Here is a 22,620-nt window from a genome sequence, read left to right as displayed (position 1 = left end):
CGGAGCCGACCATGACTACCGCTAAATCCTTCATCGACCATCGCATCTATACGATCCGCCCGCGCGGCATGGCGGAGTTCATCGAGATCTTCGACCGGCTCGCGATGCCGATCCAGGTCAAGTATCTCGGCGCGCCCGTCGGCTTCTACATGAGCGACATCGGCGCGTTGAACCAGGTCGTCCATCTGTGGGGCTACGACAGCATCGCCGACTACGACGCGCGGCGCACCGCGCGCGATGCCGATCCGGACTGGCCCGCGTATCTGCAGGCGTCCGGCCACCTGATCGTCGCGCAGGAGAGCCGCATCATCCGCCGCGTCGAGTTCCCGAGCCTCGCGTACCTGACGCGCTGAGCCGATGACGATGAAACCCGGACCCGACACGGACGACACCCCGCGCGCGGGGCGATCGTCACGGGCGGCGCGGACGGCATCGGCCGGGCATGCGCGATGCGGTTGGCCGCCACGGGCTGCCGCGTCGCGATCGCCGGCCTGCAAGGGCGCCGGGTTCACGACGAAACCATGACCATGAACAGGTCCGCGCGCGGGCGGTGCATCGGCACCGTCGTGCGACCGGACCGAAGGAGACATACGATGAAAACCCCCCCGCGTACGCTCGACGTGCAGTCGTTCATCGACGCCGAGCGCTTTTCCCCTTGTCAGTGGCTGATCCTGATCCTGTGCTTCCTGGTCGTGGCCGCCGACGGCTACGACACGGCCGCGATCGGCTTCATCGCGCCCGCGCTGACGCACGACTGGGGCATCGCGCGCAGCGCGCTCGGCCCGGTGATGAGCGCGGCGCTGGCCGGGCTCGGCATCGGCGCACTCGCCGCCGGCCCGTGCGCGGACAGGCTCGGCCGCAAGACCGTGCTCGTGCTGTCGGTTGTGTGCTTCGGCGCGTGGAGCATGGTGTCCGCGCATGCGCAGTCGATCGAAGCGTTGACTGCATTCCGCTTCCTGACCGGGCTCGGCCTGGGCGCGGCGATGCCGAACGCCGTCACGCTGATGTCGGAGTACGCGCCCGCCCGGATCCGCGGTGTGGCCGTCAACGCGATGTTCTGCGGTTTCTCGTGCGGGCTCGCGGTGGGCGGCGTCACGTCCGCGTGGCTGATTCCGCAGTTCGGCTGGCAAAGCGTGCTGACCGCGGGCGGCATCGGGCCGCTCGCGCTGGCGGTCGCGCTCGTGATGCTGCTGCCCGAGTCCGCGCAGTATCTCGCGGCGCGACCGGGCACGCATGCGCGCATCGCGCGCATCCTCGCGCGGATCGCACCGCGCGAGCGCTTCGACGACTGCACGTTCGTGGCCGCCGGCGCGCGAGCGCAAACGGGCGGGGCGTCCGCGCTCGCGCAGGTCGTATCCGCGCAGTTCCGTTCGCGCACGCTGATGCTGTGGGCGGCCTATTTCATGGGACTGCTGATCTATTACCTGCTGACCAACTGGATGCCGACGCTGCTTCGCGACGCCGGTTTCAGCGCCGAAGGCGGCGCGCTGATGACGTCGTTGTTCCCGCTCGGCGGCGTGCTCGGCAACCTCGGCGCCGGATGGCTGATGGATCGCTTCAACCCGAACCGGACGATCGTGTGCGCGTATGCGCTGGCGGCGCTACTGGTGCTCGCCGCGAGCCGCACGATCGGGCATGCCGCGTGGCTCGGCACGTTGATCTTCCTGTGCGGCACCGTGGTGACGAGCGCGGTGACGTCGATGTCGGCCTATGCGGCGAGCCTGTATCCGACACGCTGCCGTGCGACGGGCGTGGCCTGGATGCTCGGCATCGGCCGAATCGGCGGCGTGGCCGGCGCGTTCGCCGGCGCGATGCTGATGGGGCTCGGCTGGCACTTCGGCGACGTGTTCAGCCTGCTTGCGGTGCCGGCGCTCTGCGCGGCCGGGGCGGTGTACGCGATCGGCCGTTGCCGCACGGAAATCACGGAACAGGAGCGCGCGAGCGGCGCGGCCGCGCAGCAGCACTGATTCGGCAGGTGCGCGATTGCAGCGCACAGCGCGAATGAAAAAAGCCACGGAGTGCTCCGTGGCTTTTCGTTTTCGTCACGCAGCCGTTTCATGGCTGCGTATCGAACGGTTTCGTGCGAACGCGCTTACGCGATGCTCTTCGACCAGTTCGCATACCAGTTGCGGAACAGCGTGTACTGCGCTTCCGCGTAGTTGCGCTGCGCGTCGCTCAGGGCGTCGGTTTCGTTGAAGTGCAGCGTGTATTCCTTGTCGCCGTTCAGCACCATCAGGTGCTTGTAGAACAGGACCAGGTCGCAGCCTTCGTCGAACGACGACAGCACGGCCAGCGCTGCTTCCAGTTCCTTCGCCCGCACGCGCGCCACTGCGTCGCCTTGCGCGGCCTTCTTGCACAGGTCGACCAGTTGCAGCACTTCACGCGGCAGCGCGTTGCCGATACCGGTGATCGCGCCTGCGGCGCCGCAGTTCACGAAGCCGTGGAAGACCTGCGTGTCGACGCCGGCCATCAGCGTGACGCTGTCGTCCTGCGACGTGATGTTCTCGGCTGCGTAGCGCATGTCGGCGGCGCCGCCGAATTCCTTGAAGCCGATCAGGTTCGGGTGCTGGCGACGCAGTTCGAAGAACAGGTCGGCGCGGGTCGCGAAGCCGTAGTACGGGCTGTTGTAGATCACGGCCGGCAGGTTCGGCGCGGCGTTCAGGATCGCGGCGAAGTGCGCCTTCTGGGCCGCCGGCGATGCGCCGCGCGACAGCACGCGCGGGATCACCATCAGGCCGTGCGCGCCGACCTTCGCGGCATGCGCGGCGTGCGACACGGCTTCCTTCGAGTTCACCGCGCCGGTGCCGACGATCGTCGGGACGCCGGCTTCGACCAGGCGCGCGACGCCTTCCTGGCGCTGCGCTTCGGTCAGCAGCGGCCAGTCGCCCATCGAGCCGCAGTACACCACCGCGCGCATGCCGAGTGCAATCAGTTCCTTGCCCTTCTTCACCAGCGCGTCGAAATCCGGCTGACGGTCAGCGGTGCACGGCGTCATCAGGGCCGGAATGGTGCCGGTAAAAATGTTGTCGCTCATCTCGTTTCCTCACATTCAGATAGGGTCAACTGCCATTGCTGGCAACCTGGGCTGTACGCGCGCTCGCCGTCTCGTCGGTGCTGCATGCGATCCGGACGGCGGCTGGCCGCCTCTTGTTTGCCTCGGTGCCGAAACGTTGCCTCCGGTTTCGCCCGAGAGTCAGCCATCGACGGAAGTCATTCTAGCCAGTTCGAATATTTTATACAATATAAAATAAAAAGGGCGTGACGAAGGTCGTCGTGCCGGAGCCGCGGGGAGGGTGGCGAACCGCGCCGCAGCGGCTTCGGGCGGGGGCGACGGACGATCCCGTCGACGCCGGAAAATTCACGCCACGCCCCGTCCGTCGGCCCGCGAGCCGCGGTCGGCGTCCCATAGACGGGTCCTGCCGTACTTTCCTCTGATCAGAACCATCGCGCTCGCAGGCTCGGAACCTGACAGCCAGATGCCGCCCCGCATGTCGCATTTCTGCCGAAACCTTTTTTGAGATTGCGTGGATTGTGTATTGGATATTGTATAAAATCTTTCGACGTGCTTACGCGCGAACCCGGCCCGCCAAGGGAAATGGAAGACAACGAGAGGAGATACGGAGATGACAAGTCAGGTCGGCGAGGCAGTCTCGCCCGGTAGTGCAGCAGCCGTGCCGGACACGGCGTCGAAGCGGGAATTGAAGCGGGTCGTCGCGGCGTCGATGGTCGGCTCGGTGGCGGAGTGGTACGAGTTCTTCCTGTATGGAACGGCGTCGGCGCTGGTGTTCGGCACGCACTTCTTCAAGAAGACCGGCAACCCGATCGACGGCCTGCTCGCCGCGTTCGCGCTGTATGCGGTGGGATTCGCCGCGCGCCCGATCGGCGGGCTGGTGTTCGGTTATTACGGCGACAAGTTCGGCCGCAAGTATCTGCTGCAGGTGAGCCTGATCGTGGTCGGCGTCACGACCTTCCTGATGGGGTGTCTGCCGACCTTCGATGCGATCGGCTACTGGGCGCCGGTGCTGCTGGTGTCGCTGCGCCTGATCCAGGGCTTCGCGTTCGGCGGCGAGTGGGGCGGCGCGATCCTGCTGGTCAGCGAACACAGCCCGGACAACCGCCGCGGCTTCTGGGCCAGCTGGCCGCAGGCCGGCGTGCCGGCCGGCAACCTCGTCGCGACGATCATCCTGCTGGTGCTGTCGAGCTCGCTGTCCGAGGCCGACTTCCTGGCGTGGGGCTGGCGCGCGGCGTTCTGGTTCTCGGCGGTGGTCGTGCTGATCGGTTTCTGGATTCGCCGCAAGGTCGACGATGCGCCGATCTTCAAGGAAGCGCAGGCGCGCCGCGCGCAGAAGCAGGAAAAGCAGCTCGGCGTGGGCCACGTGCTCAAGTATCACTGGCGGCAGGTGCTGATCGGCATCGGCGCGCGGTTCGCCGAGAACATCCTGTATTACATGGTCGTCACGTTCTCGCTGACTTACCTGAAGCTGGTCGTCGGCTTCGACACCACGCGGATCCTGAAGCTGATGTTCGCCGCCAACGCGATTCACTTCTTCTTCATCCCGCTGATGGGGCTGATGTCGGATCTCGTCGGGCGCAAGCCCGTGTATCTGACGGGCGCCGTGCTGACCGCCGGCTGGGGCTTCGTCGCGTTCCCGATGATGGATACTGGCAACGACTGGATCATCATGGCCGCGATCGTGCTCGGCCTGTTCATCGAATCGATGACGTACTCGCCGTATTCGGCGCTGATGACCGAGATGTTCCCGACCAACGTGCGCTATACCGCGCTGTCGCTGTGCTACCAGGTCGCGCCGCTGATGGCCGGCTCGCTTGCGCCGCTGATCGGGCTGTCGCTGCTCGAGCGCTATCACTCGTCGACGCCGATCGCGTTGTATCTCGTCGCGGCCGCGCTGATCTCGATCGTGTGCGTCGGGCTTGCGAAGGAAACGCGCGGCAAGTCGCTGCGCGAGGTCGATGCGGAGGCGAGTCGGCGCACGCACGCATGAGGCGGGTGATCGAAGACTGATTGCACGCACGGAAGCCACCCGCGAGGGTGGCTTTTTTGTGCTTCATCGAGGATGTCCGGGGAGCGCGGGGAAGACGGCCGGCGTTCGGTTCACTACGGTCGTCACTGATTGCGCCCGGCAGCGGCCATCGACGGGTGCTTGTCGAGGGGGGATCGAATCTGCCGTAGCGCACTGCACTGCATTCGCTCGTTCCCGGTGATGTCACGCATGCCGTCGGATGGCGACGCGTCGGCAACGGGCGTAGCATTCAGACATGCGGCCGGCCGCGATGCTCACTGCCTGATCGGCGGCACGCCAGGTCCGGCCGCGGCCGGCCACCTATGACGGCCCGGCAAAGGAGCCTCGATGCGCTCGCAAGCAACGTCCGTCCCACGCCTGAGACGCTACGGGATCGCGGCTGCGATCGTCGTCGCCTGCCTGATCGTCGTCGGGCGCGTCACCGGTCTCCTGGTCGACTGGCTCTGGTTCGCGTCGATCGGCTATGCCGGCGTCTTCTGGACGATCCTGTCCGCGAGGGTGCTGCTGTTCGCCGCGGTGTTCGCCGTGTCGGCGGCCGCGATCGGCGCGTCGGGGTGGCTCGCGCATCGTCATGCCAGGCCCGTCGATGTCTGGCAGGTAGCGGACGCTTCGTCGACGCGTGCGGAGGATGTCCTGCGCGCGCTGGCGGGGGAGGTCGCGTCGCGCATTCCCTGGCGCGCGGTCATTGCCGCGGGTGCCGTCATTCTCGGGCTTGCGATCGCCGCCGGTGCGATGTCGAGCTGGGATGTCGCGCTTCGCTTCCTGCATCGGGTGCCGTTCGGCGGGCGCGATCCGATCTTCGGCAAGGACATCGGTTTCTATCTGTTCGCGCTGCCCGTCTGGATCGTGCTGAAGAACCTGCTGCTGCAAGTGGTCGTCTGCTGCGCGATCGTCGCGGGCGGCGTCTACTGGCTGCGCGGCGACATCATGCTCCGCCCGCCGAAGGGGCTTTCGTCGGCCGCCGCGGTTCACGGGTCGGCGCTACTGGCACTGTTCTTCCTGCTGAAAGCCTGGTCCTGGTGGCTCGAACGCTTTCTGCTGCTCTACGACAACAACGGGGTCGTGGTCGGCGCCGGTTATACGGATGTCCACGTGATGCTGCCGGTGCTGTGGCTGCTCGTCGGCCTCGCCGTTGCGTCGGCCGTTGCGATGCTGGTCAACCTGCGCCGGCCCGGCTATCCGTTGCCGGCCGCCGCGATGCTGCTCGTGTTCGGCACTTCGTTCGCGCTCGGCATCGTCTATCCCGCGCTGTTCCAGCGCTTCTACGTCAAGCCGAGCGAACTGCAGCTCGAGACGCCCTATATCCAGCACAACATCGCGTTGACGAGGCAGGCTTACGGTCTCGCGCAGATCGAGGTCAAGCCGTTCGCGGCCGAGCAGGGCCTGAACATCGCGTCGCTGCAGGCCAATCGCGCGACCGTCGACAATATCCGCCTGTGGGATGTGCAGCCGCTGATGGATACCTATGCGCAGTTGCAGGAGATCAGGACTTACTACAAGTTCTTTTCCGTGGATATCGATCGCTACCGTCTCGACTCCGGCTACCGGCAGGTCATGCTGTCGGCGCGCGAACTGGAGCAGTCGATGCTGCCGGAGAACGCCCGAACCTGGGTGAACCTGCATCTGCTGTTCACCCACGGCAACGGCATCGTGATGTCGCCGGTTACGGAGAAATCGACAGAAGGCTTGCCGTCGCTCTATCTGCGCGACATTCCGCCCGTCGCCGATGGCGGACCGGCGATCGACGAACCGCGCATCTACTTCGGCGAAGGCGGGCAGGGCTATGTGATCGTGAAGGGCAGCGTGCCCGAATTCGACTACCCCAAGGGGGACAGCAACGTCTACACGTCGTACAGCGGGCGCGATGGTGTCGCGATCGGCGGCGCGGTGCGGCGCAGCCTGTTCGCATGGCAGTTCGGCGATCCCAACATCCTGCTGACGCACTACATCACGAACGAGAGCAGGATCCTCTTTCACCGCAACATCCGGGACCGGATCCGCACGATTGCACCGTTTCTCGCGCTCGACCACGACCCCTATGTTGTGGCAAGCAACGGACGCCTGTTCTGGATGCAGGACGCCTATACGACCAGCCAGTGGTTTCCGTATGCGCCGCCCGGCACCGGCGATGGCGCCAACTACATTCGCAACGCGGTCAAGGTGGTGGTCGACGCGTACAACGGCACGGTCGACTTCTACGTCAGCGATCCTTCCGATCCGCTGGTGCGGACTTACGCGCGCATCTTCCCGGGCATGTTCAAGCCGCTCGACGCGATGCCGCAGGATCTTCAACGGCACATCCGCTACCCCGAGGATCTGTTCCTGATCCAGGCGAACCTCTACCGCGCTTATCACATGGATGCACCGGAAGTGTTCTATAACCGCGAGGACCTCTGGCAGTTTCCTCGTGCGCTCGGCGATATCGACGGGGGCGACGCCGCGAACCGGCAGATGGCGCCGTACTACACGATCATGCGGCTGCCCGGCGATGCGCAGGCCGGCTTCGTGCTCATGCTGCCGATGGTGCCGAGCCAGCGCGAGAACATGATCGCGTGGCTGGCCGCGCGTTGCGATCCGCCCGGGTACGGCAAGCTGATCGTCTACGCGTTCCCCAAGGAAAAGCTGATCTACGGGCCGTACCAGATCGAGGCGCGCATCCAGCAGAGCACGGAAATCTCGCAGCAGATCTCGCTGTGGAACCAGATGGGCTCGCGCGTGATCCGCGGACATCTCGTGGTCGTTCCGATCGAGCACTCGATTCTCTACGTGTCGCCGCTCTATCTGCGCGCGTCGTCCGGCCAGTTGCCCGAGCTGAAACGGGTGATCGCGGCCTATGGCGATCGCGTCGTGATGGAGGAAAACCTGAGCGAGGCGCTCGCGGCGCTCTTCAAGGAGACGAGGCCGGGGCCGGTGGCGGCGCCGGCCGGCGGCGCGGCGGATACGCGCGCCCGCGACGCGCTGGCCCATTACGATCGTGCGATCGAGCGGCTGAAGGCGGGGGATTGGGCCGGCTTCGGCGCGGAACTCGATGCGCTTCGACCGTTGCTCGAAGCGCTGGGCGCCGCTCGCGCGGATCACAAACAGTGAGTGAGGCGCGGCTGAGCGGGCGTGGGCGTAATTGACCGCAATCAAGCAGTTGTCGTGTCGTTCCGGGCGCACACGTTGGCTTGAATCGGGACCGGGCGCGGAAAGCGGGCCGGCAGCCGGCTCGTCGTCCCATGCATCGAGCGAACCGGCCAACCCGTCAGGTCAGCGGCGGCGCGTGGCCATGATCCTCCAGACTTCGCGCGTCGTCGTATTCCCGCGAAATATCCTTGTTCGTGTAGTCGCCGAGCTTCGATGCGGCGACCAGGCTCAACACCGCACATATCAGCACGTACACCGCGATCGCATACCCCGAATGGTAGTAGGCGAACAGCGCGGTCGCGATCAGCGGTGCCGGGCCGCCCGCAATGACCGAAGCGAGCTGATAACCCATCGACGCACCGCTATACCGCAACCGCCCGGTAAACGACTCGGCGATCAATGCCGCCTGCGGTCCATACATCATCGAATGCGGGACCAGCGACAGCACGATGGCCGCGAAGATCCATGCCGGATTCCGGCTGTCGACCATCGCGAAGTAGAGGAATCCGAATACACCGACGGAAACCGCACCGATCATGTACATCCGTCGCCGCCCGATCAGATCCGACACGTGGCCGAACAGCGGAATGGTGACGAATTCGACCACGGACGCCACCAGCACCGCCGTCAGCAGCAGCTCTCGCGTGACGCCCAGTGCCGTGATCCCGTAAGTGAACACGAACGCCGTGAAGATATAGAACGGCGCCTGTTCGGCCATTCGCGCAAACGCCGACAGCACGATATCCCTCGGCTGCTTGCGCAGCACTTCGAGCATCGGCGCCTTCTCGATCCGGCGCTCGGCCAGCAGTTTCGCGAAGATCGGCGTCTCGAGAATGTTCAGGCGGATATAAAGCCCGATCGCGACCAGCAGGATGCTGAGGACAAACGGCACGCGCCAGCCCCACGTGAGAAAACTGCTGCCGGACAACCAGCTCATGGCCAGCACGGCGAGGTTGGCGAGGAACAATCCTGCCGGCACGCCGAACTGCGGCCACGACGCGACGAAGCCGCGATGCGCATTGGTGCGCGCCCACTCCATCGACATCAGGACCGAGCCGCCCCATTCGCCGCCGACGCCGACGCCCTGGATGAAGCGCAGCACCGTGAGGAGAACGGCGCCCCAGATGCCGATCGTCGCGTAGGTCGGAACGAAGGCCACGGCGAACGTCGCGAGCCCCATCAGCAACAGGGTCACGATCAGCGTGGCCTTGCGGCCGATGCGATCGCCGTAGTGGCCGAAGATCGCCGCGCCGACCGGCCGCGCGACGAAGCCGACGGCATAGATCAGGAACGCCTGAAGCGTGCCGACGAGTGGATGGGATTGGGGGAAATACAGCTTTGCGAAGACCAGGCCGGTGACCGTGCTGTAGAGGAAAAAGTCATACCATTCGATCGTGGTGCCAATCGTGCTGGCGATGACGGCGCGGCACAACTGGCGCCGGGCTTCCTCGTCGGAGAGGGGCGTGGCCGCGGATTGCATGGCAGCCATTTTGGTATCTCCCGGAAAAGGGCGATAGAGAAATAAACCATACGCCCGGCGACAGGTTTCAGCAAGCGCAGGCCACGAATGATTTGCAGGGCGATCAAGACATTCAATAAGAAATCCTGATATATGGCTAGATCAACCACCCGCGCGCGCATGCATGTCGATGAACGCGCGGTTGCACGATGGCTCGGTGATTTTCGTCGATTGAAGATGCGCGTATTTGCAGTACGCGATCCGCAGCGATTCCCGGTTTCGTGAGAAGGCACCGGCGCGGTGCCGGTCGAAACGGCGGCCGTGGAATCGTGGAGTAGTATTCCCAATGTCCAGGTTATGGCTCGGCCTCCACGGCGCATAGCCAACCCGTCCGCGACGAGGGCGGCCGCCTCGTCAAAGGATTTGGAAGCTGCTTCAACGATACGTATGGTGGCGTCGGCCGTGACGACGGCATTGAGGGGAGTGCGTCATGTCAACCGAGTGGAAGCAGCGCGTCAGACTGTTCATCCAGCGCTTCTGGCAGCCGACCAGTGCGTGCATGACCTGCATGCCGGGGAGCTGGGGCAACATCATGAGCCTCGCCCACTGGTCGATTGCATTTCATACTGGTCTGTTTACCGGACTCCTGGCTGTATTGCTGACTTTCACGCCCGCGGCGAAACTCTACGCGCATCGATACGGCAATGCGGTGATCGTCGGCGTCCTGACGACGTTGGGCGACGCCTACTCGCACACGAGTCACTACCGTATCCCCTATGTCGAGCACATCGTGACGGGTGCGATTTCAGGTCTCTTGACGCTGGCAGCCTCATATCTGTTCGAAGACCGCGCGCGACGCCTTCGGGCGGTATGGGCCCGGGTGTTCGGATAGCTCGTCCGCTGACTTTTCGAACCCGCCGGGCCGAACGGCAAGAGGCTCCACGGTGCGGCGGCGCTTCGTCGGCGCGCAGCCGCACCCCGCCCGCCGCCAGAGCGGCGACGGTCCTCCCCGACAGGTCGCGTCAGCGCGAAGCCGCGCCGTAGCGCCGTAGCGCGGCGACGATCCTCGACAGCCGACGAGGTTCAGGCTGCCGCCGCGATTTGAACCGAGTCTTGCCGCTCGCCACCCAGGATATCGACGAGATCGGTCAACATCCGCGCCAATTCACCCGTCATCAGCGTGACATCCGAGTCGAAGCGTTCGTCGTCGTTCTGCGCGGTGGGATCCGACGCCTCCTTGATCACGTCGAGCGGCGTGACACGCTTGATCGTCAGCGACGGCGTGAGCACGAAGGAGATCCGGTCATTCCAGGTCATCGCGAGGCGCATGCATTGTTTGCCGGCCTCGATGTGCCGGCGCATGTCGTTCGCCTCCAGCGCGTGGCCGACGTATCGCACCGTGGCGCCACCTTCGCCGCTCGAGCGCAGCTCGGCGTCCTGATCCACGGTGAATCCGCCCGGCGCCTCGCCGGACAGCAGCCAGTCCGTCATCGCGGCGACCGGCGACAGCGCCACCTGGACGCCGGTGAGCGGCAATTGATCGATCGATTTGACGAGCAGGCCGCGAACGTCGTCGGCAAGTGCCTGTGCGGCCGCATCGATGACGAGCCAGCCGTTCACCGTATCGATCCACACGCGGGTATCGCGGCGAATGGTGAACGCGCGCGGCAGCAGTTCGTCGGTCACCTGCTCCTTGAGTTCGCGCAGCTGTTTTCGCCCGACCTTGAAACCCTGCTGCTCCTCGACCTCGAGCGCCCGGGCCTTGGTCACCTGATTGACGACCGACGCCGGGAGCAGCTTCTTTTCGGCGCGAAACGTCAGCAGCATCTGCCGGTTGATCGAATACACGAGCGCGCCGTCGTCACGCGGCGACGCCCATCCCGAGCGCTGCATCTCGACGCTGGTGCCCGGCTGAAACGCGTGGGGCGCGAGCCATGCTTCCATCTGATCGGGGGTAACGGCCCACGGTGCCGGAAGACGATGAAGCTGAAGATTCTTGAACCACATAGGCGTGCGGGCAAAGCGCGTCATTCTATATGACGGTGACGTCTACCGGCCAGAAGCGCCGGTCGGGATGCAACATCGGCAGGCCGCTTCGATTGCTCGAGCGGCCTTTCGTCGGCATCTCGTCAAGCGGGTTGCGCCGCCGAGAATGCGTGTGCTGCAGCCACCGTGTCCAGTGCTTCGCGCAACAGCACGATTTTGCCGTCGCGCGCCACCAGCCGCCCTGCGTACAACTGGCGATAGATTTTCCCCGTCGATGGAACGAGCGCTTCGACTTCATATTCGGCGAATACCTGCTCGGGCGTTTCGATCAGCAGCCGCACATTGCTGAACGCAAAATCCGGCACTTTCGCGAGCAGCGAGGCAATGAAGGCTTCGATCGCACCGGGCCCCTGCGCACGCGCGTCGATACCCAGTGACTTGAGATACGGCAGTTCCAGCACACCGTCGTCGGCAAACAGTGCGCCAGCCGCGCGTGGATCGCGAATCGATTCGAGGTAAGCGAAAAGCAGTTGTTTGGCGTTGTTCATGATCGGCTCGATAAAAGCGTGAATGGAAGCGATTCATTGCAGGCGCGTCGTCAGCGCAGTCGCCATCTGCTGCATGGCGGCTTGCGGCGTGATGTCGTGCAGCCGGTGGAAAGGAGAATACGGTCCGGACAATATTTGCGAAACGGAATTGTTTGAAAACCATCGTTGCATGAATGCAATGACGAAACGCCGGCCGATCAACCGCGCCGACGCATCATTTCGGCCATCGCCAGGTCGGCTCGGAAAGGTGCTCGGCAAGATAATCCGACAGCGCCGCGACTTTCGCGGGCCGCGCGCGCGCCGAGGGCGTGACGAAGTAAATGCCGCCCTTCGTCAGCGACCAGTCGGTCAGGATCGCTTCGAGACGACCGTCGGCCAGGTAATCGCCGGCGATGAACTCGGGCAGTTCGGCAATCGCCAGTCCGGCGAGCAGCGTGGGCAACAGCGCATCGGCGTTCGTCACGCGCAGCGGGCCCGTCGGCATCACCGGCTCTTCTTCGCCTGCGTCGTTCGTGAAGCGCCATACGGCGCTACGCGCGCGGTATGCGTACGAGAGACAGGGACGATCCGCGAGCTCGCGCGGATGGGCGGGCCGTCCTTCACGCATCAGATATTCCGGCGACGCCACCACGAATTGCGTCACCGCGCACAGCCGCCGCGCGACCAGCGACGAGTCCGGAAGCGCGGCGATCCGCAGCGCGGCGTCGAACCCGTCGGCGACCAGATCGACCGACGCATCCGACAGATGCAGGTCGATCGACACTTCCGGATACGCGCGAAAGAAGCCCGGCAGCAGCGGCGCGACCCAGCGCAGGCCGTACGACATCGGCACGGCCAGACGTACCAGCCCGCGTGGCCGCACCGACATTTCGCGTGCCGAGCTTTCCGCCTCCTCGGCCTGGCGATAGATCTCGCCGGCTTTCTCGCTGATCGTGCGGCCGAACTCGGTGAGCGAGAGCTGACGCGACGTGCGATTGAACAGCCGCGCGCCCAGCCGGTCCTCCAGGCGGGCCACGCCGCGCGAGACGGTCGCGACCGACACGCCGGTCGCGCGCGCCGCGGCGGCAAACGAACCGTGTTCGGCCACCTTCGCGAACATCGCAAGCCCCTCGAAATCGGGGAATTGAGCCATTTTTCCTCATCTTTGCATTTCTGCAACGTTTGTTTGCAATCAATTCTATTTCGAAAAGATGAGGCCGTCGATATTCTCCTCACATCGCAGTACGCGATGCAACGCAACCCACACCGATCCAACGAAAGGAGCAATACCATGGCACGCAAACTCGACAACAAGATCGCACTCGTCACCGGCGCAACCAGCGGCATCGGTCTCGCCACCGCCCAGCGCTTCGCGGCCGAAGGTGCGCACGTCTATCTCACGGGCCGCCGACAGGCCGAACTCGATGCCGCCGTGAAGGGCATTCGCGAAGCCGGCGGCAAGGCGACCGGCGTACGTTCGGATTCCACCAAGCTCGATGAGCTCGACGCGCTGTATGCGCAGATCAAGGAAGAACAGGGCCGCCTCGACGTGCTGTTCGTGAACGCCGGCGGCGGTTCGATGCTGCCGCTTGGCAGCATCACCGAAGCACACTACGACGACACTTTCGAGCGCAACGTGAAGGGCGTGCTGTTCACGGTACAAAAAGCGCTGCCGCTGCTTGCCGAGCGTGCCTCGGTGATTCTCACCGGCTCGACGGCGGGCAGCGCGGGCACCGCGGCGTTCAGCGTGTATTCGGCTTCGAAGGCAGCGGTGCGGGCCTTTGCACGCAGCTGGATTCTCGATCTCAAGGAACGCGGCATCCGCGTGAACACGATCAGCCCGGGCGCGACCCGCACGCCTGGCCTGCTCGATCTCGCCGGCGACGATGCCGCGCAGCGCCAGGGCCTCGCCGACTATCTGGCGGCCCAGATCCCGATGGGGCGCCTCGGCGAGCCTGGCGAGATCGCGAGCGCGGCGCTGTTCCTGGCCTCGGACGACGCGAGCTTCGTGAACGGCATCGAATTGTTCGTCGATGGCGGCCAGCAGCAGATCTGAGCGCAGCCACGGCGCGCGGGTGCGGAAGACGCCGTCTGCGACGATCGCGATCCGCGCCCGGCGTACTCGAACCGGGCTCCGTCATGATTGAACATCGGCCTTTTCTTGTGCTTGGCGCAATCCGGCGCGGCCGTGTCGACATTCGCCAGCATTTCCGCATCGGAGAATCCGGGCGCGCCGACGATGCGCCGCTCGGTCCGCTCTACATGTGGAGCGACGTCGAATTCGCGCCGCGCTCGGGCCTCGGCCCGCATGCCCACCGCGACGTCGAGATCGTCACGTGGGTGCGGTCGGGTGCCATCACGCATGAAGACGACGCGGGCAATCGCGTGCGTCTGGTCGCCGATTCCGTCCACGTGACGAGTGCCGGCACGGCGATCCATCACGCCGAGCGCAACGACGAGGATATGCCCGCGCGGCACTTCCAGATCCGGCTGCGGCCGCGCACACCTGCCGGTACACCGCGCTGTTCGACGCGAGCCTGTTCGCCCGGATGTCGCGAGGGCCGATTCGTGACACTGGCGAGCGGCAATCCGGAGGATGTCCGCGCCGGCGCGTTGCCCATTCATGCCGATGCACGCGTGCGTATCGCGACACTGCGTGAAGGCACTGCGTTGCGGCACGCGTTGCCGATGCCCGGTTCCGCTTATCTGGTTGTCGATCATGGCCGGCTGGACGTAGGGCCGATCAGGCTGGCACGACGCGATGGCGTTGCCGTTCGCGATGAAACGTGGCTCATGTTGCGGGCGCGGGACGACACGGACGTCATGATCGTCGAGCGCTTGTGCTAGGGCGAGTGCTCGATCAGCGCGCGGCCGCAGCCTGGTTCATTGCCATGCCGACTTCGAGAAAGCGCGCCGGTGAGCGTCCGGTGCCGTATTGCGGGAACACCGGACGTCGATGCCGACGTCGCCTGTGGTGGCGACCGCCGACGCTCGGCCGCAAGGCCGCTCTGCTAATATCGTAGAAAGTATGCAATATCCAGCGCCGCGTCGGCGCTTGCCTGACCGCCATCCCCAGTCCGAACCGCAACATGAACGAGAAACGCCCCGCTCTTGTCTACGCCACGCGCGCCGAAGCCGCAGCCAATGAACTGCGCCGCCGCATCCTGACGGGGGAATACGTCGACGGCTACCAGCTTCGCCAGGATGCGCTGGCGACCGAGCTCGGCATCAGCCGGATCCCGCTGCGCGAAGCGCTCGTGCAGCTCGAGAGTGAAGGGCTCGTGAAGATCCTGCCGCACAAGGGCGCGATCGTGTCGGAGCTGTCGCCGGAGGACATCACCGAACTGTTCGAATTGCGCGCGCTGCTGGAGCCCGTGCTGCTGAAAAAGTCGATTCCGAAGCTGACCGCCGAGGATTTCGCGCGGCTCGACGCGATCCTCGACGAATACAGCGCAGTGCTGCACGCGAGCCAGTCCGGCCGCTGGGGCGAACTGAACACCGAACTGCATCATCTGCTGCTGTCGCGCGCCGACCAGCCGAAGACGGCGGCGATCGTCGCGTCGCTGCTGCAGCAGACCGACCGCTACACGCGCGTGCAGCTGTCGCTGTCCGAGGCTGCGCGCGACGTGGCCGAATCCGAGCACGCGGAGCTCGTCGCGCTGTGCCGCAAGGGCGATGCGCGCGCGGCGGCGTCGCTGCTCAAGCGCCACATCGAGCATGCGGGTGGCGAGTTGAATGCGTTTCTGCGGGACCGGCGGCTCGGGCGTTGAGGTCTTTCACGCGCCGCGCGCCGCGCGGATACCCGATTCCGGTCAATCGCGGCGTTGCAGCGCGGTCGCATTCGATCCGTGGCCCGTCCGGGCGCCGCACGGCGCCGAAGGCGGCCTGCACGCATCGCTTCCGTTTGACCGTCTAGCCGCCGCCGATCCCCTGCAGTACCTTACCCGTCCCTCCGCACACCGCGCATGGCTGTCCTTCGACCATCCCGGTGCCGCGACACACGCCGCATAGATCCTCGCCGACGCCCGGCGCATCGGGCGGCCCTTCGTCGCCCGGATTCAACGGCGTGTCCTGACGCTGTCCCGCCGGCGTTCTGGTCGTCTGCATCGCACACCTCCTTGCGTGTTTCCGATGTCGCGGCAAGCGCGCATCGCGCGTGCCTGCCGCGACGGCATGCGCCGTGGCCGACGCGCGGTGCCGCCAGCACGCGTGAGCAGGCACGCCGGCAACGATGACGCGACGCACCGCATGACTGCGGGGCATCGTCGTCGTCACGTCCTCATTACAACGACGGCGGCCACGTCGAACCGGCCATCGCCGACGGCAGTCAGTCATCCTACGACTGTAGAAATAGAAACGAAAGAGAGTATCCGGCTCCGGAAAACGACACGGCACCGCGCCGGCTCAAATGCAGCCCCATTTCCGGAAAACGTTTCGCCGGCTACGTGCTGAACTGAGAAGGCTTTTCCCTTCGCCTCGCCGAAAACCCGCTACAGAAGCGCCTATAGGGTATGCACCAAGTGAGTTAAACGATTAACCGACGTACATTCGCTCCCACACGTCATACAACGTATGACTGCGATTCAGTGAAGGCCGTGCCCCGACTGATGCGCAAGCCGCCCGGATCGCCGCCAGACGACGAACAACCATCAAGGAGACTGACGATGAAGCACCGATTCACCCGCTCCCGTACCGCCCTGGCCGTCGCGCTCATGGCCGGCTTCGCGGTGTCCGCGCAGGCCCGCGTGTTCCGCTCGGCGGACGTGCACGGCGACAGCTTCCCGACCAACATGGCGGTCAAGTACATGGGCGACGAGCTGTCGAAGCTGACGGGCGGCAAGGACTCGATCAAGGTGTTCGGCAACAGCGCGCTCGGCTCCGAGAAGGACACGGTCGACCAGGTGCGGATCGGCGCGATCGACATGGCGCGCGTGAACGGCGCGTCGTTCAACGAGATCGTGCCGGAGTCGCTGATCCCGTCGTTCCCGTTCCTGTTCCGCGACGTCGACCATTTCCGCAAGGCGATGTACGGCCCGGCCGGCCAGAAGATCCTCGACGCGTTCGCGGCGAAGGGGATGATCGCGCTGACGTTCTACGAGAGCGGCGCGCGCTCGATCTACGCGAAGCGCCCGGTGCGCACGCCGGCCGACATGAAGGGGCTGAAGGTGCGCGTGCAACCATCGGACCTGATGGTCGACGAGATCAAGGCGATGGGCGGCACGCCGACGCCGATGCCGTTCGCCGAGGTCTACACGGGCCTGAAGACGGGCCTCGTCGATGCGGCGGAAAACAACCTGCCGTCGTACGAGGAAACCAAGCACTTCGAGGTGGCGCCCGACTACTCGGAGACGCAGCACGCGATGACGCCGGAAGTGCTGGTGTTCTCGAAGAAGATCTGGGACACGCTGTCGCCGCAGGAACAGGCCGCGATCAGGAAGGCAGCATCCGATTCGGTGCCGTACTACCAGAAGCTGTGGACCGCGCGCGAGGCATCGGCGCAGCAGACGGTGACGAAGGGCGGCGCGAAGATCCTGCCGGCCGCGCAGGTCGACCGCGCGGCATTCGTGAAGGCGATGCAGCCGCTGTGGGCGAAGTACGAGAAGACGCCGCAGATGAAGCAGATCGTCGACGAGATCGAGGCCACCAAGTGACCCGTCGCACTTCCCTGAACGGCGCGGCGGCCGTGGGCGCATCGGACGCGGCGGCCGCGGACGGTGCGGCGCCGTGCCGGCCGCATGCGGCGGCGCCGCGCCTGCGCTGCATGAACGACCTGTTGTTCCGCGCGCTGGCCGTGGTCGCGTCGCTGTGTCTCGCCGCGCTCACGGTGCTGGTGTTCTACGCGGTCGTGATGCGCTACGCGTTCGAGAACGCGCCCGACTTCGTCGAGCCGATCGCGCTGCTGCTGGTGATCGTGATCGCGATGTTCGGCGCGGCGATGAAGGTGCGCGACGGCGGCCACATCGGCCTCGACTCCCTCGTGCGGCGCCTGTCGCCGGGCCCGCGCACCGCGGTGATCGCGATCCAGCACCTGAGCCTGATCGCGTTCGCGATCGCGATCATGGTCGGCTGCGGCAGCATGGCCGCGGAGACGATGGGCGACCGCATTCCGATCATCGGGTTGCCCGAAGGCGTGCGCTACCTGATCACGATTCCCGCGGCGATCGCCATCATCCTCTTCTCGCTCGAGCACCTGCTCGCGCTTCGTCGTTCTTCGTCGGGACAATAACGCCATGGAACTCGCGATCCTGTCCGTCAGTTTTCTGGTTTTCCTCGTGCTCGGCGTACCGGTCTCGTTCGCGCTCGGCATTTCCTGCGTGCTGACCTACCTGGTCGAAGGGCTGCCGATCGCGACCGCGATGCAGGCGATGATCTCGGGGATGAACGCGTTCTCGTTCCTCGCGGTGCCGTTCTTCATCTTCTCCGGCGAGCTGATGCTGCACGGCGGCATCGCGGACCGGATCCTGCGCTTCGCGCAGGCCACCGTCGGCCATTTCCGCGGCGGCCTCGGGATGGCCAACGTCGTCGCGTGCACGCTGTTCGGCGGCGTGTCGGGTTCGCCGACGGCCGATACCTCCGCGATGGGCGGCGTGGTGATTCCGCTGATGAAGCGCGAAGGCTACAGCGCGGCTTACGCGGTCAACGTGACGACCCACGCGTCGCTCGCCGGCGCGCTGATGCCGACGTCGACCAACATGATCATCTACGCGTTCGCCGCGCAGGGGATCACGGGCATGCTGCACGGCCAGCCGGTGAGCGGCGTGTCGATCGGCGACCTGCTGTTCTCCGGCCTCCTGCCGGTGCTGTGGGTGATGGGCTTCGTGCTCGCGGCCGCATACTGGCAGGCCGTGCGCCACGGCTATCCGCGCCGCGAGGACGGTTCGTCGGCGCTGCCGTCGTTCCCGGGCTGGTATGCGGTGCTGCGCAGCTTCGTCGGCGCGGTGCCGGGCCTGATGGTGATCGCGATCATCCTCGTGTGTGTCGCGAAGGGGATCGCGACCGCGACCGAAGCCGCCGCGATCGCCGTCGTGTACTCGCTCGTGCTGACCGCGCTCGTCTACCGGACGCTGACGGCCGGGAAGCTGCGGCGCGCGCTGTCGCATGCGGCGCGCACGACGGGCGTCGTGCTGCTGCTGATCGCCGTGTCCAACATGCTGCGCTTCCAGATGTCGTACCTGGAGATTCCGGATGCGATCGAAGGGCTGCTCAAGCAGTCGACCGCCGCGCCGTGGCTGATGCTGCTGTACATCAACATCATCCAGGTGTTCCTCGGCACGTTCGTCGACATGGCCGCGCACATCCTGATCACGACGCCGCTGTTCCTGCCGATCGCGATGGCATGCGGCGTCGGGCCGGTGCAGTTCGGGATCATGCTGCTGCTGAACTGCTCGCTCGGCCTCGTGCACCCGCCGATCGGCTCGGTGCAGTTCGTCGGCTGCGCGATCGGCAACGTGTCGATCGGCGAGACGACGAAGATGGCGTGGCCGTATTACCTCGCGATCTTCAGTGCGATCAACATCGTCACGTACATGCCGTTCTTCTCCACCTGGCTGCCGAGCCTCATCAGCGGGCACGCGGTGTTCTGAGCGCGCGTTTCGCCCGTCGCGGCGCCGGACGATCCGAGGTCGTCCGGCGCCGCAGTCACGTCGGCGGTTGCTTCACGCGCGGCGTGGCGCGCCATCGCGGCGGCCGCACCGGCGCCGGTCGCGTCGCGCGATCGGCGTCGTGCCGGCCGCACGGCGCAAGTGCGCGATGCGCTGCGTCGCGGCACGCGCGGCAGTCACCCGCAACGGCGGCAACCTGTGCGATGATTCGCCGCTTCGCGTTCGTCGCAGAACGCCGCGGATCGCGACGCCCGTTGCCGGGCCGCCGCTCACCGCCCACCGCATTGACATCCGGAGACGACATGCCCGCACACATCGTTCATGGCAGCACCCTGCATTACCAGGATCACGGCACCGGATTTCCGGTGCTGTTCGGGCACAGCTATCTGTGGGATGCCGCGATGTGGGCGCCGCAGATCGACGCATTGTCGAGCCGGTATCGCGTGATCGTGCCGGACCTGTGGGGACATGGCGCGTCGGGCCCGCTGCCTGCCGGCACGCAGACGCTCGACGATCTCGCCGCGCACGCGAGCGCGTTGCTCGATGCGCTGGAGATCGGGCAGTGCGCGGTCGTGGGGCTGAGCGTCGGCGGGATGTGGGGCGCGCGGCTCGCGTTGCGCGAACCGCAGCGCGTGCGCTCGCTCGTGCTGATGGACGCGTCGCTCGAGGCCGAACCCGACGCGACGCGGCTGCGCTACTTCGGGATGCTCGATGCGATCGCCGCCGCCGGCTGCATCGCGCCGCCGCTGCTCGATGCGATCGTGCCGCTGTTCTTCCGGCCGGACGTGAACCTGGCCGACCCGGTGCCGCGCGCCTTTCGCGCGGCGCTCGCGAACCTGCCGGCCGACCGGCTGCGGGAATCGATCGTCCCGCTCGGCCGGCTGATCTTCGGGCGGCCGGATACGCTCGCCGCACTCGCCGGGCTGGATGCCGAACGCACGCTGCTGATGTGCGGCGCGGGCGACATGGCGCGCCCGCCGTCGGAGACGGTGAAGATGGCGAGCGTGATCGGCTGCCGCCATGCGCTGGTGCCGGACGCCGGCCATATCTCGAACCTGGAGAACCCCGCGTTCGTCACGCGGATGCTGCTCGACTGGTTCGACGAGCAGCAGCTCGCGGCGGGCTGAACGCCGCACGCGATGCCGGCGGCGGGCGCCGCGCGGCATCGCGTGACGACGCAACGACTTGCGTTGCGACGTGGCCGCGGCAATGCGACGTTACCGCGTCATGCGCGTTCGCCGACCGGCGTGAACTGGCGGTCGCGCACGCGGCCCGCGTCGGCACCGCGGCGGATCAGGTCCTGCGCCTCCGCACGGCTCGCGACGCACGGTGACGGGCGGGTGGAGCTTCGCATGTGCATCCGCATGTGCATCCGCCCGCAACGGAAGTCGCGCCGAAACCGGATGCATCGCTGCAGGCCGGCTTCGGCGAAAAACGATTCGGAGTGCGAATGCATCGGGGCGGTGGTTCGATGCAGTCTCCACCGCCCGTGCATCAGAACATGTGGCGGATCCCGAGGTTCGCGCCGACGGTCGTGCCGGTGACCGCGTAAAGCGCGTTGGTGATCCCCAGCCCGGTGTTCATCGCACCGTGGTTGTTGACCATCGCGACCTGCGCGTACAGCGCGGTCGCCTTCGACAGGCTGTAGGTCGTGCCGATCGCCGCGAGCAGCGAGTGATTGGCCGTGTCGTTGCGATCGCTGGTGAACCAGACGCCGCCGTTCAGGTCGACGGCCGGCGTCGCCTGATAGTCGAGGCCGCCGCCGTACACGTTGTTGCTGAACGAGCCGCCGACCTTGTAGCTCGTGAACGACGCCTTCGCGGTGACCGGGCCGAAGCGGTAGGCGGCGCCGATCGTGCGCCCGACAAACGCGACGGTGCTCGGCGTCGGCGTCGGGTTGGTACCGTCGTTGCCGTCGTAGAACGCGGCGTCGATCATGAAGCCGTCGTGCTCGTACTTGAGGCTCGCCGAATACTGGCGGCCGGCCTGGAAGTCGCCGGCCTTGCCGCCGAACGCGAACATCGCGCTGCCGGTGAGGCCGGCGATCGTCGGGCTCGTGTACGACACGGCGTTCGGGTTGAACAGGCCCGTCACCAGCACGTTGTCGACGTAGTTGATCAGCCCGCTGCCGAAGTGCGAGAAGCTGCGCGGATCCGAATCGAAGATCGCGAGCAGGAACGGCGAATACTGCACGCCGGCCTTGACCGTGCCGAACCCGCCGTCGAGCCCGACCCACGCCTGGCGGCCGAAGAAGTTGCCGTTCGAATGCGCGAACGCGCCGTTGGTGACGGCGAAGCCGCTCTCGAGCTGGAATTTCGCCTTGAGGCCGCCGCCGAGATCCTCGGTGCCGGTCATCCCGAACGTCGTCGGCGTCATGCCGGTGTCGGTCATCGCGAACTGATGGCCGGCGTTCGCGCCGGTGGCGGCGTCGCGTGTCTTGCTGGTGTACAGCAACGCGGCGTCGAGGTTGCCGTACAGCGTCACGCTGCTCTGCGCGAAGCCGCTGCTGCTGGCCAGCGTGCCTGCCAGCGCCGCGCAACCGATCACGATTCTGCTTTTCATTGAGGTGTCTCCAGTGTTGTTGTACGTCGATGCATCGAACAAGGGGATGCGGCGGATGCCCGCGTGGCGGTGTCCGTCGCATGAGCCGCGCACGCAGGGTGGGGCGCGGCGGGACGCACGTGCGCGGCCGGGTGGCGGCCGCGTGCGACGCGTTCAGGGCGGGGATGGGCGCCCGAACGCGCGTGTGTCGACAGTGTCGGGTGCGGCCGGTGCCGGCCGCGTCATTCAGAGCGACCGGTTGAGCTGCTCGAGGATCGCCGGGTTCTCGAGCGTGGACGTGTCCTGCGTGATCGCCTCGCCCTTCGCGAGCGAGCGCA

20 protein-coding genes are annotated in these 22,620 nt (G+C 66.1%); 12 read left to right on the top strand and 8 right to left on the bottom strand.

The features are described from left to right. The first annotated feature begins 11 nt into the window (after positions 1–11). Positions 12–353, top strand: a complete 342-nt coding sequence (locus DID98_RS32140; RefSeq protein ID WP_124489399.1) for an NIPSNAP family protein — start codon at positions 12–14, stop codon at positions 351–353. Positions 354–593: 240 nt separating this feature from the next. After that, positions 594–1,967 carry an MFS transporter gene (locus DID98_RS32135; protein ID WP_124572024.1) on the top strand — a complete coding sequence of 458 codons (1,374 nt, stop codon included), beginning with the start codon at positions 594–596 and terminating at the stop codon, positions 1,965–1,967. A 125-nt stretch (positions 1,968–2,092) separates the two neighbouring features. Here the strand turns inward: DID98_RS32135 and DID98_RS32130 are convergent, their stop codons facing one another. Continuing rightward, a complete protein-coding gene (locus DID98_RS32130) occupies positions 2,093–3,034 on the bottom strand; it encodes a dihydrodipicolinate synthase family protein (protein ID WP_124523839.1) in 942 nt (313 codons plus the stop codon). A gap of 589 nt (positions 3,035–3,623) precedes the next feature. On the opposite strand from DID98_RS32130, the gene abaF reads away from it, so the two are divergent. Further along, positions 3,624–5,003, top strand: coding sequence for a fosfomycin efflux MFS transporter AbaF (gene abaF, locus DID98_RS32125; protein ID WP_124572023.1), 1,380 nt, complete (start codon positions 3,624–3,626; stop codon positions 5,001–5,003). A 366-nt stretch (positions 5,004–5,369) separates the two neighbouring features. After that, on the top strand, positions 5,370–8,129 hold the full coding sequence (locus DID98_RS32120; RefSeq protein WP_124572022.1) for a UPF0182 family protein: 2,760 nt from the start codon (positions 5,370–5,372) through the stop codon (positions 8,127–8,129). A 157-nt stretch (positions 8,130–8,286) separates the two neighbouring features. Here the strand turns inward: DID98_RS32120 and DID98_RS32115 are convergent, their stop codons facing one another. Further along, entirely contained in the window at positions 8,287–9,657 is a 1,371-nt protein-coding gene (locus DID98_RS32115) for an MFS transporter (RefSeq protein ID WP_124572021.1), read from the bottom strand. Between the two features lie 460 nt (positions 9,658–10,117). Between DID98_RS32115 and DID98_RS32105 the strand changes: the two genes are divergently transcribed. Beyond that, the gene (locus DID98_RS32105; protein WP_124489393.1) at positions 10,118–10,519 is read left to right on the top strand and encodes a hypothetical protein; all 402 of its coding nucleotides are present in this window, start codon (positions 10,118–10,120) and stop codon (positions 10,517–10,519) included. A gap of 191 nt (positions 10,520–10,710) precedes the next feature. Here the strand turns inward: DID98_RS32105 and DID98_RS32100 are convergent, their stop codons facing one another. The 3 genes from DID98_RS32100 to DID98_RS32090 form a co-directional block, all read right to left on the bottom strand. Further along, on the bottom strand, positions 10,711–11,634 hold the full coding sequence (locus DID98_RS32100; protein WP_124523859.1) for a recombination-associated protein RdgC: 924 nt from the start codon (positions 11,632–11,634) through the stop codon (positions 10,711–10,713). Positions 11,635–11,756: 122 nt separating this feature from the next. Continuing rightward, a complete protein-coding gene (locus tag DID98_RS32095) occupies positions 11,757–12,161 on the bottom strand; it encodes a nuclear transport factor 2 family protein (RefSeq protein WP_124489392.1) in 405 nt (134 codons plus the stop codon). A gap of 214 nt (positions 12,162–12,375) precedes the next feature. Continuing rightward, positions 12,376–13,293, bottom strand: coding sequence for a LysR family transcriptional regulator (locus DID98_RS32090; RefSeq protein WP_124572020.1), 918 nt, complete (start codon positions 13,291–13,293; stop codon positions 12,376–12,378). Between the two features lie 138 nt (positions 13,294–13,431). Between DID98_RS32090 and DID98_RS32085 the strand changes: the two genes are divergently transcribed. The 3 genes from DID98_RS32085 to DID98_RS32075 all read left to right on the top strand — a co-directional run bounded on the left by DID98_RS32085 (position 13,432) and on the right by DID98_RS32075 (position 15,910). After that, complete coding sequence (locus DID98_RS32085; RefSeq protein ID WP_124489416.1) at positions 13,432–14,196, top strand: SDR family NAD(P)-dependent oxidoreductase; 765 nt, start codon at positions 13,432–13,434, stop codon at positions 14,194–14,196. Positions 14,197–14,279: 83 nt separating this feature from the next. Then, positions 14,280–14,987, top strand: coding sequence for a pirin family protein (locus DID98_RS32080; RefSeq protein WP_124572019.1), 708 nt, complete (start codon positions 14,280–14,282; stop codon positions 14,985–14,987). Positions 14,988–15,229: 242 nt separating this feature from the next. Then, complete coding sequence (locus DID98_RS32075) at positions 15,230–15,910, top strand: GntR family transcriptional regulator (RefSeq protein ID WP_044847167.1); 681 nt, start codon at positions 15,230–15,232, stop codon at positions 15,908–15,910. A gap of 142 nt (positions 15,911–16,052) precedes the next feature. On the opposite strand, the gene DID98_RS32070 is transcribed toward DID98_RS32075, so the two are convergent. Beyond that, the gene (locus DID98_RS32070; protein ID WP_124489389.1) at positions 16,053–16,247 is read right to left on the bottom strand and encodes a hypothetical protein; all 195 of its coding nucleotides are present in this window, start codon (positions 16,245–16,247) and stop codon (positions 16,053–16,055) included. 557 nt (positions 16,248–16,804) lie between these two features. On the opposite strand from DID98_RS32070, the gene DID98_RS32065 reads away from it, so the two are divergent. The 4 genes from DID98_RS32065 to DID98_RS32050 all read left to right on the top strand — a co-directional run bounded on the left by DID98_RS32065 (position 16,805) and on the right by DID98_RS32050 (position 20,868). Then, a complete protein-coding gene (locus tag DID98_RS32065) occupies positions 16,805–17,791 on the top strand; it encodes a TRAP transporter substrate-binding protein (RefSeq protein ID WP_124523850.1) in 987 nt (328 codons plus the stop codon). Further along, positions 17,788–18,366 (top strand): TRAP transporter small permease, encoded by a 579-nt coding sequence (locus DID98_RS32060; protein ID WP_124524223.1) that lies wholly within the window; start codon positions 17,788–17,790, stop codon positions 18,364–18,366. Before DID98_RS32065 ends, DID98_RS32060 begins: the two co-directional genes overlap by 4 nt. Before the next feature lie 4 nt (positions 18,367–18,370). Further along, a complete protein-coding gene (locus DID98_RS32055) occupies positions 18,371–19,723 on the top strand; it encodes a TRAP transporter large permease (protein ID WP_124523853.1) in 1,353 nt (450 codons plus the stop codon). 320 nt (positions 19,724–20,043) lie between these two features. After that, the gene (locus DID98_RS32050) at positions 20,044–20,868 is read left to right on the top strand and encodes an alpha/beta fold hydrolase (protein ID WP_124489385.1); all 825 of its coding nucleotides are present in this window, start codon (positions 20,044–20,046) and stop codon (positions 20,866–20,868) included. 98 nt (positions 20,869–20,966) lie between these two features. On the opposite strand, the gene DID98_RS36435 is transcribed toward DID98_RS32050, so the two are convergent. Next, positions 20,967–21,095, bottom strand: a complete 129-nt coding sequence (locus tag DID98_RS36435) for a hypothetical protein (protein ID WP_260427357.1) — start codon at positions 21,093–21,095, stop codon at positions 20,967–20,969. Positions 21,096–21,235: 140 nt separating this feature from the next. Further along, positions 21,236–22,303 (bottom strand): porin, encoded by a 1,068-nt coding sequence (locus tag DID98_RS32045; protein ID WP_124572018.1) that lies wholly within the window; start codon positions 22,301–22,303, stop codon positions 21,236–21,238. Positions 22,304–22,620: the final 317 nt, after the last annotated feature.

The organism is Burkholderia sp. Bp8984 (assembly GCF_003853755.1).
Classification (GTDB): Bacteria; Pseudomonadota; Gammaproteobacteria; order Burkholderiales; family Burkholderiaceae; genus Burkholderia.
This window is presented reverse-complemented; position numbering and strand designations above follow the sequence as displayed.

Bases quoted from the DNA above. Each gene is read 5' to 3' on its own strand.
- DID98_RS32140 (WP_124489399.1), top strand. From the start codon at position 12: ATGACTACCGCTAAATCCTTCATCGACCATCGCATCTATACGATCCGC.
- DID98_RS32135 (WP_124572024.1), top strand. From the start codon at position 594: ATGAAAACCCCCCCGCGTACGCTCGACGTGCAGTCGTTCATCGACGCC.
- DID98_RS32130 (WP_124523839.1), bottom strand. From the start codon at position 3,034: ATGAGCGACAACATTTTTACCGGCACCATTCCGGCCCTGATGACGCCG.
- abaF (WP_124572023.1), top strand. From the start codon at position 3,624: ATGACAAGTCAGGTCGGCGAGGCAGTCTCGCCCGGTAGTGCAGCAGCC.
- DID98_RS32120 (WP_124572022.1), top strand. From the start codon at position 5,370: ATGCGCTCGCAAGCAACGTCCGTCCCACGCCTGAGACGCTACGGGATC.
- DID98_RS32115 (WP_124572021.1), bottom strand. From the start codon at position 9,657: ATGGCTGCCATGCAATCCGCGGCCACGCCCCTCTCCGACGAGGAAGCC.
- DID98_RS32105 (WP_124489393.1), top strand. From the start codon at position 10,118: ATGTCAACCGAGTGGAAGCAGCGCGTCAGACTGTTCATCCAGCGCTTC.
- DID98_RS32100 (WP_124523859.1), bottom strand. From the start codon at position 11,634: ATGTGGTTCAAGAATCTTCAGCTTCATCGTCTTCCGGCACCGTGGGCC.
- DID98_RS32095 (WP_124489392.1), bottom strand. From the start codon at position 12,161: ATGAACAACGCCAAACAACTGCTTTTCGCTTACCTCGAATCGATTCGC.
- DID98_RS32090 (WP_124572020.1), bottom strand. From the start codon at position 13,293: ATGGCTCAATTCCCCGATTTCGAGGGGCTTGCGATGTTCGCGAAGGTG.
- DID98_RS32085 (WP_124489416.1), top strand. From the start codon at position 13,432: ATGGCACGCAAACTCGACAACAAGATCGCACTCGTCACCGGCGCAACC.
- DID98_RS32080 (WP_124572019.1), top strand. From the start codon at position 14,280: ATGATTGAACATCGGCCTTTTCTTGTGCTTGGCGCAATCCGGCGCGGC.
- DID98_RS32075 (WP_044847167.1), top strand. From the start codon at position 15,230: ATGAACGAGAAACGCCCCGCTCTTGTCTACGCCACGCGCGCCGAAGCC.
- DID98_RS32070 (WP_124489389.1), bottom strand. From the start codon at position 16,247: ATGCAGACGACCAGAACGCCGGCGGGACAGCGTCAGGACACGCCGTTG.
- DID98_RS32065 (WP_124523850.1), top strand. From the start codon at position 16,805: ATGAAGCACCGATTCACCCGCTCCCGTACCGCCCTGGCCGTCGCGCTC.
- DID98_RS32055 (WP_124523853.1), top strand. From the start codon at position 18,371: ATGGAACTCGCGATCCTGTCCGTCAGTTTTCTGGTTTTCCTCGTGCTC.
- DID98_RS32050 (WP_124489385.1), top strand. From the start codon at position 20,044: ATGCCCGCACACATCGTTCATGGCAGCACCCTGCATTACCAGGATCAC.
- DID98_RS36435 (WP_260427357.1), bottom strand. From the start codon at position 21,095: ATGCGAAGCTCCACCCGCCCGTCACCGTGCGTCGCGAGCCGTGCGGAG.
- DID98_RS32045 (WP_124572018.1), bottom strand. From the start codon at position 22,303: ATGAAAAGCAGAATCGTGATCGGTTGCGCGGCGCTGGCAGGCACGCTG.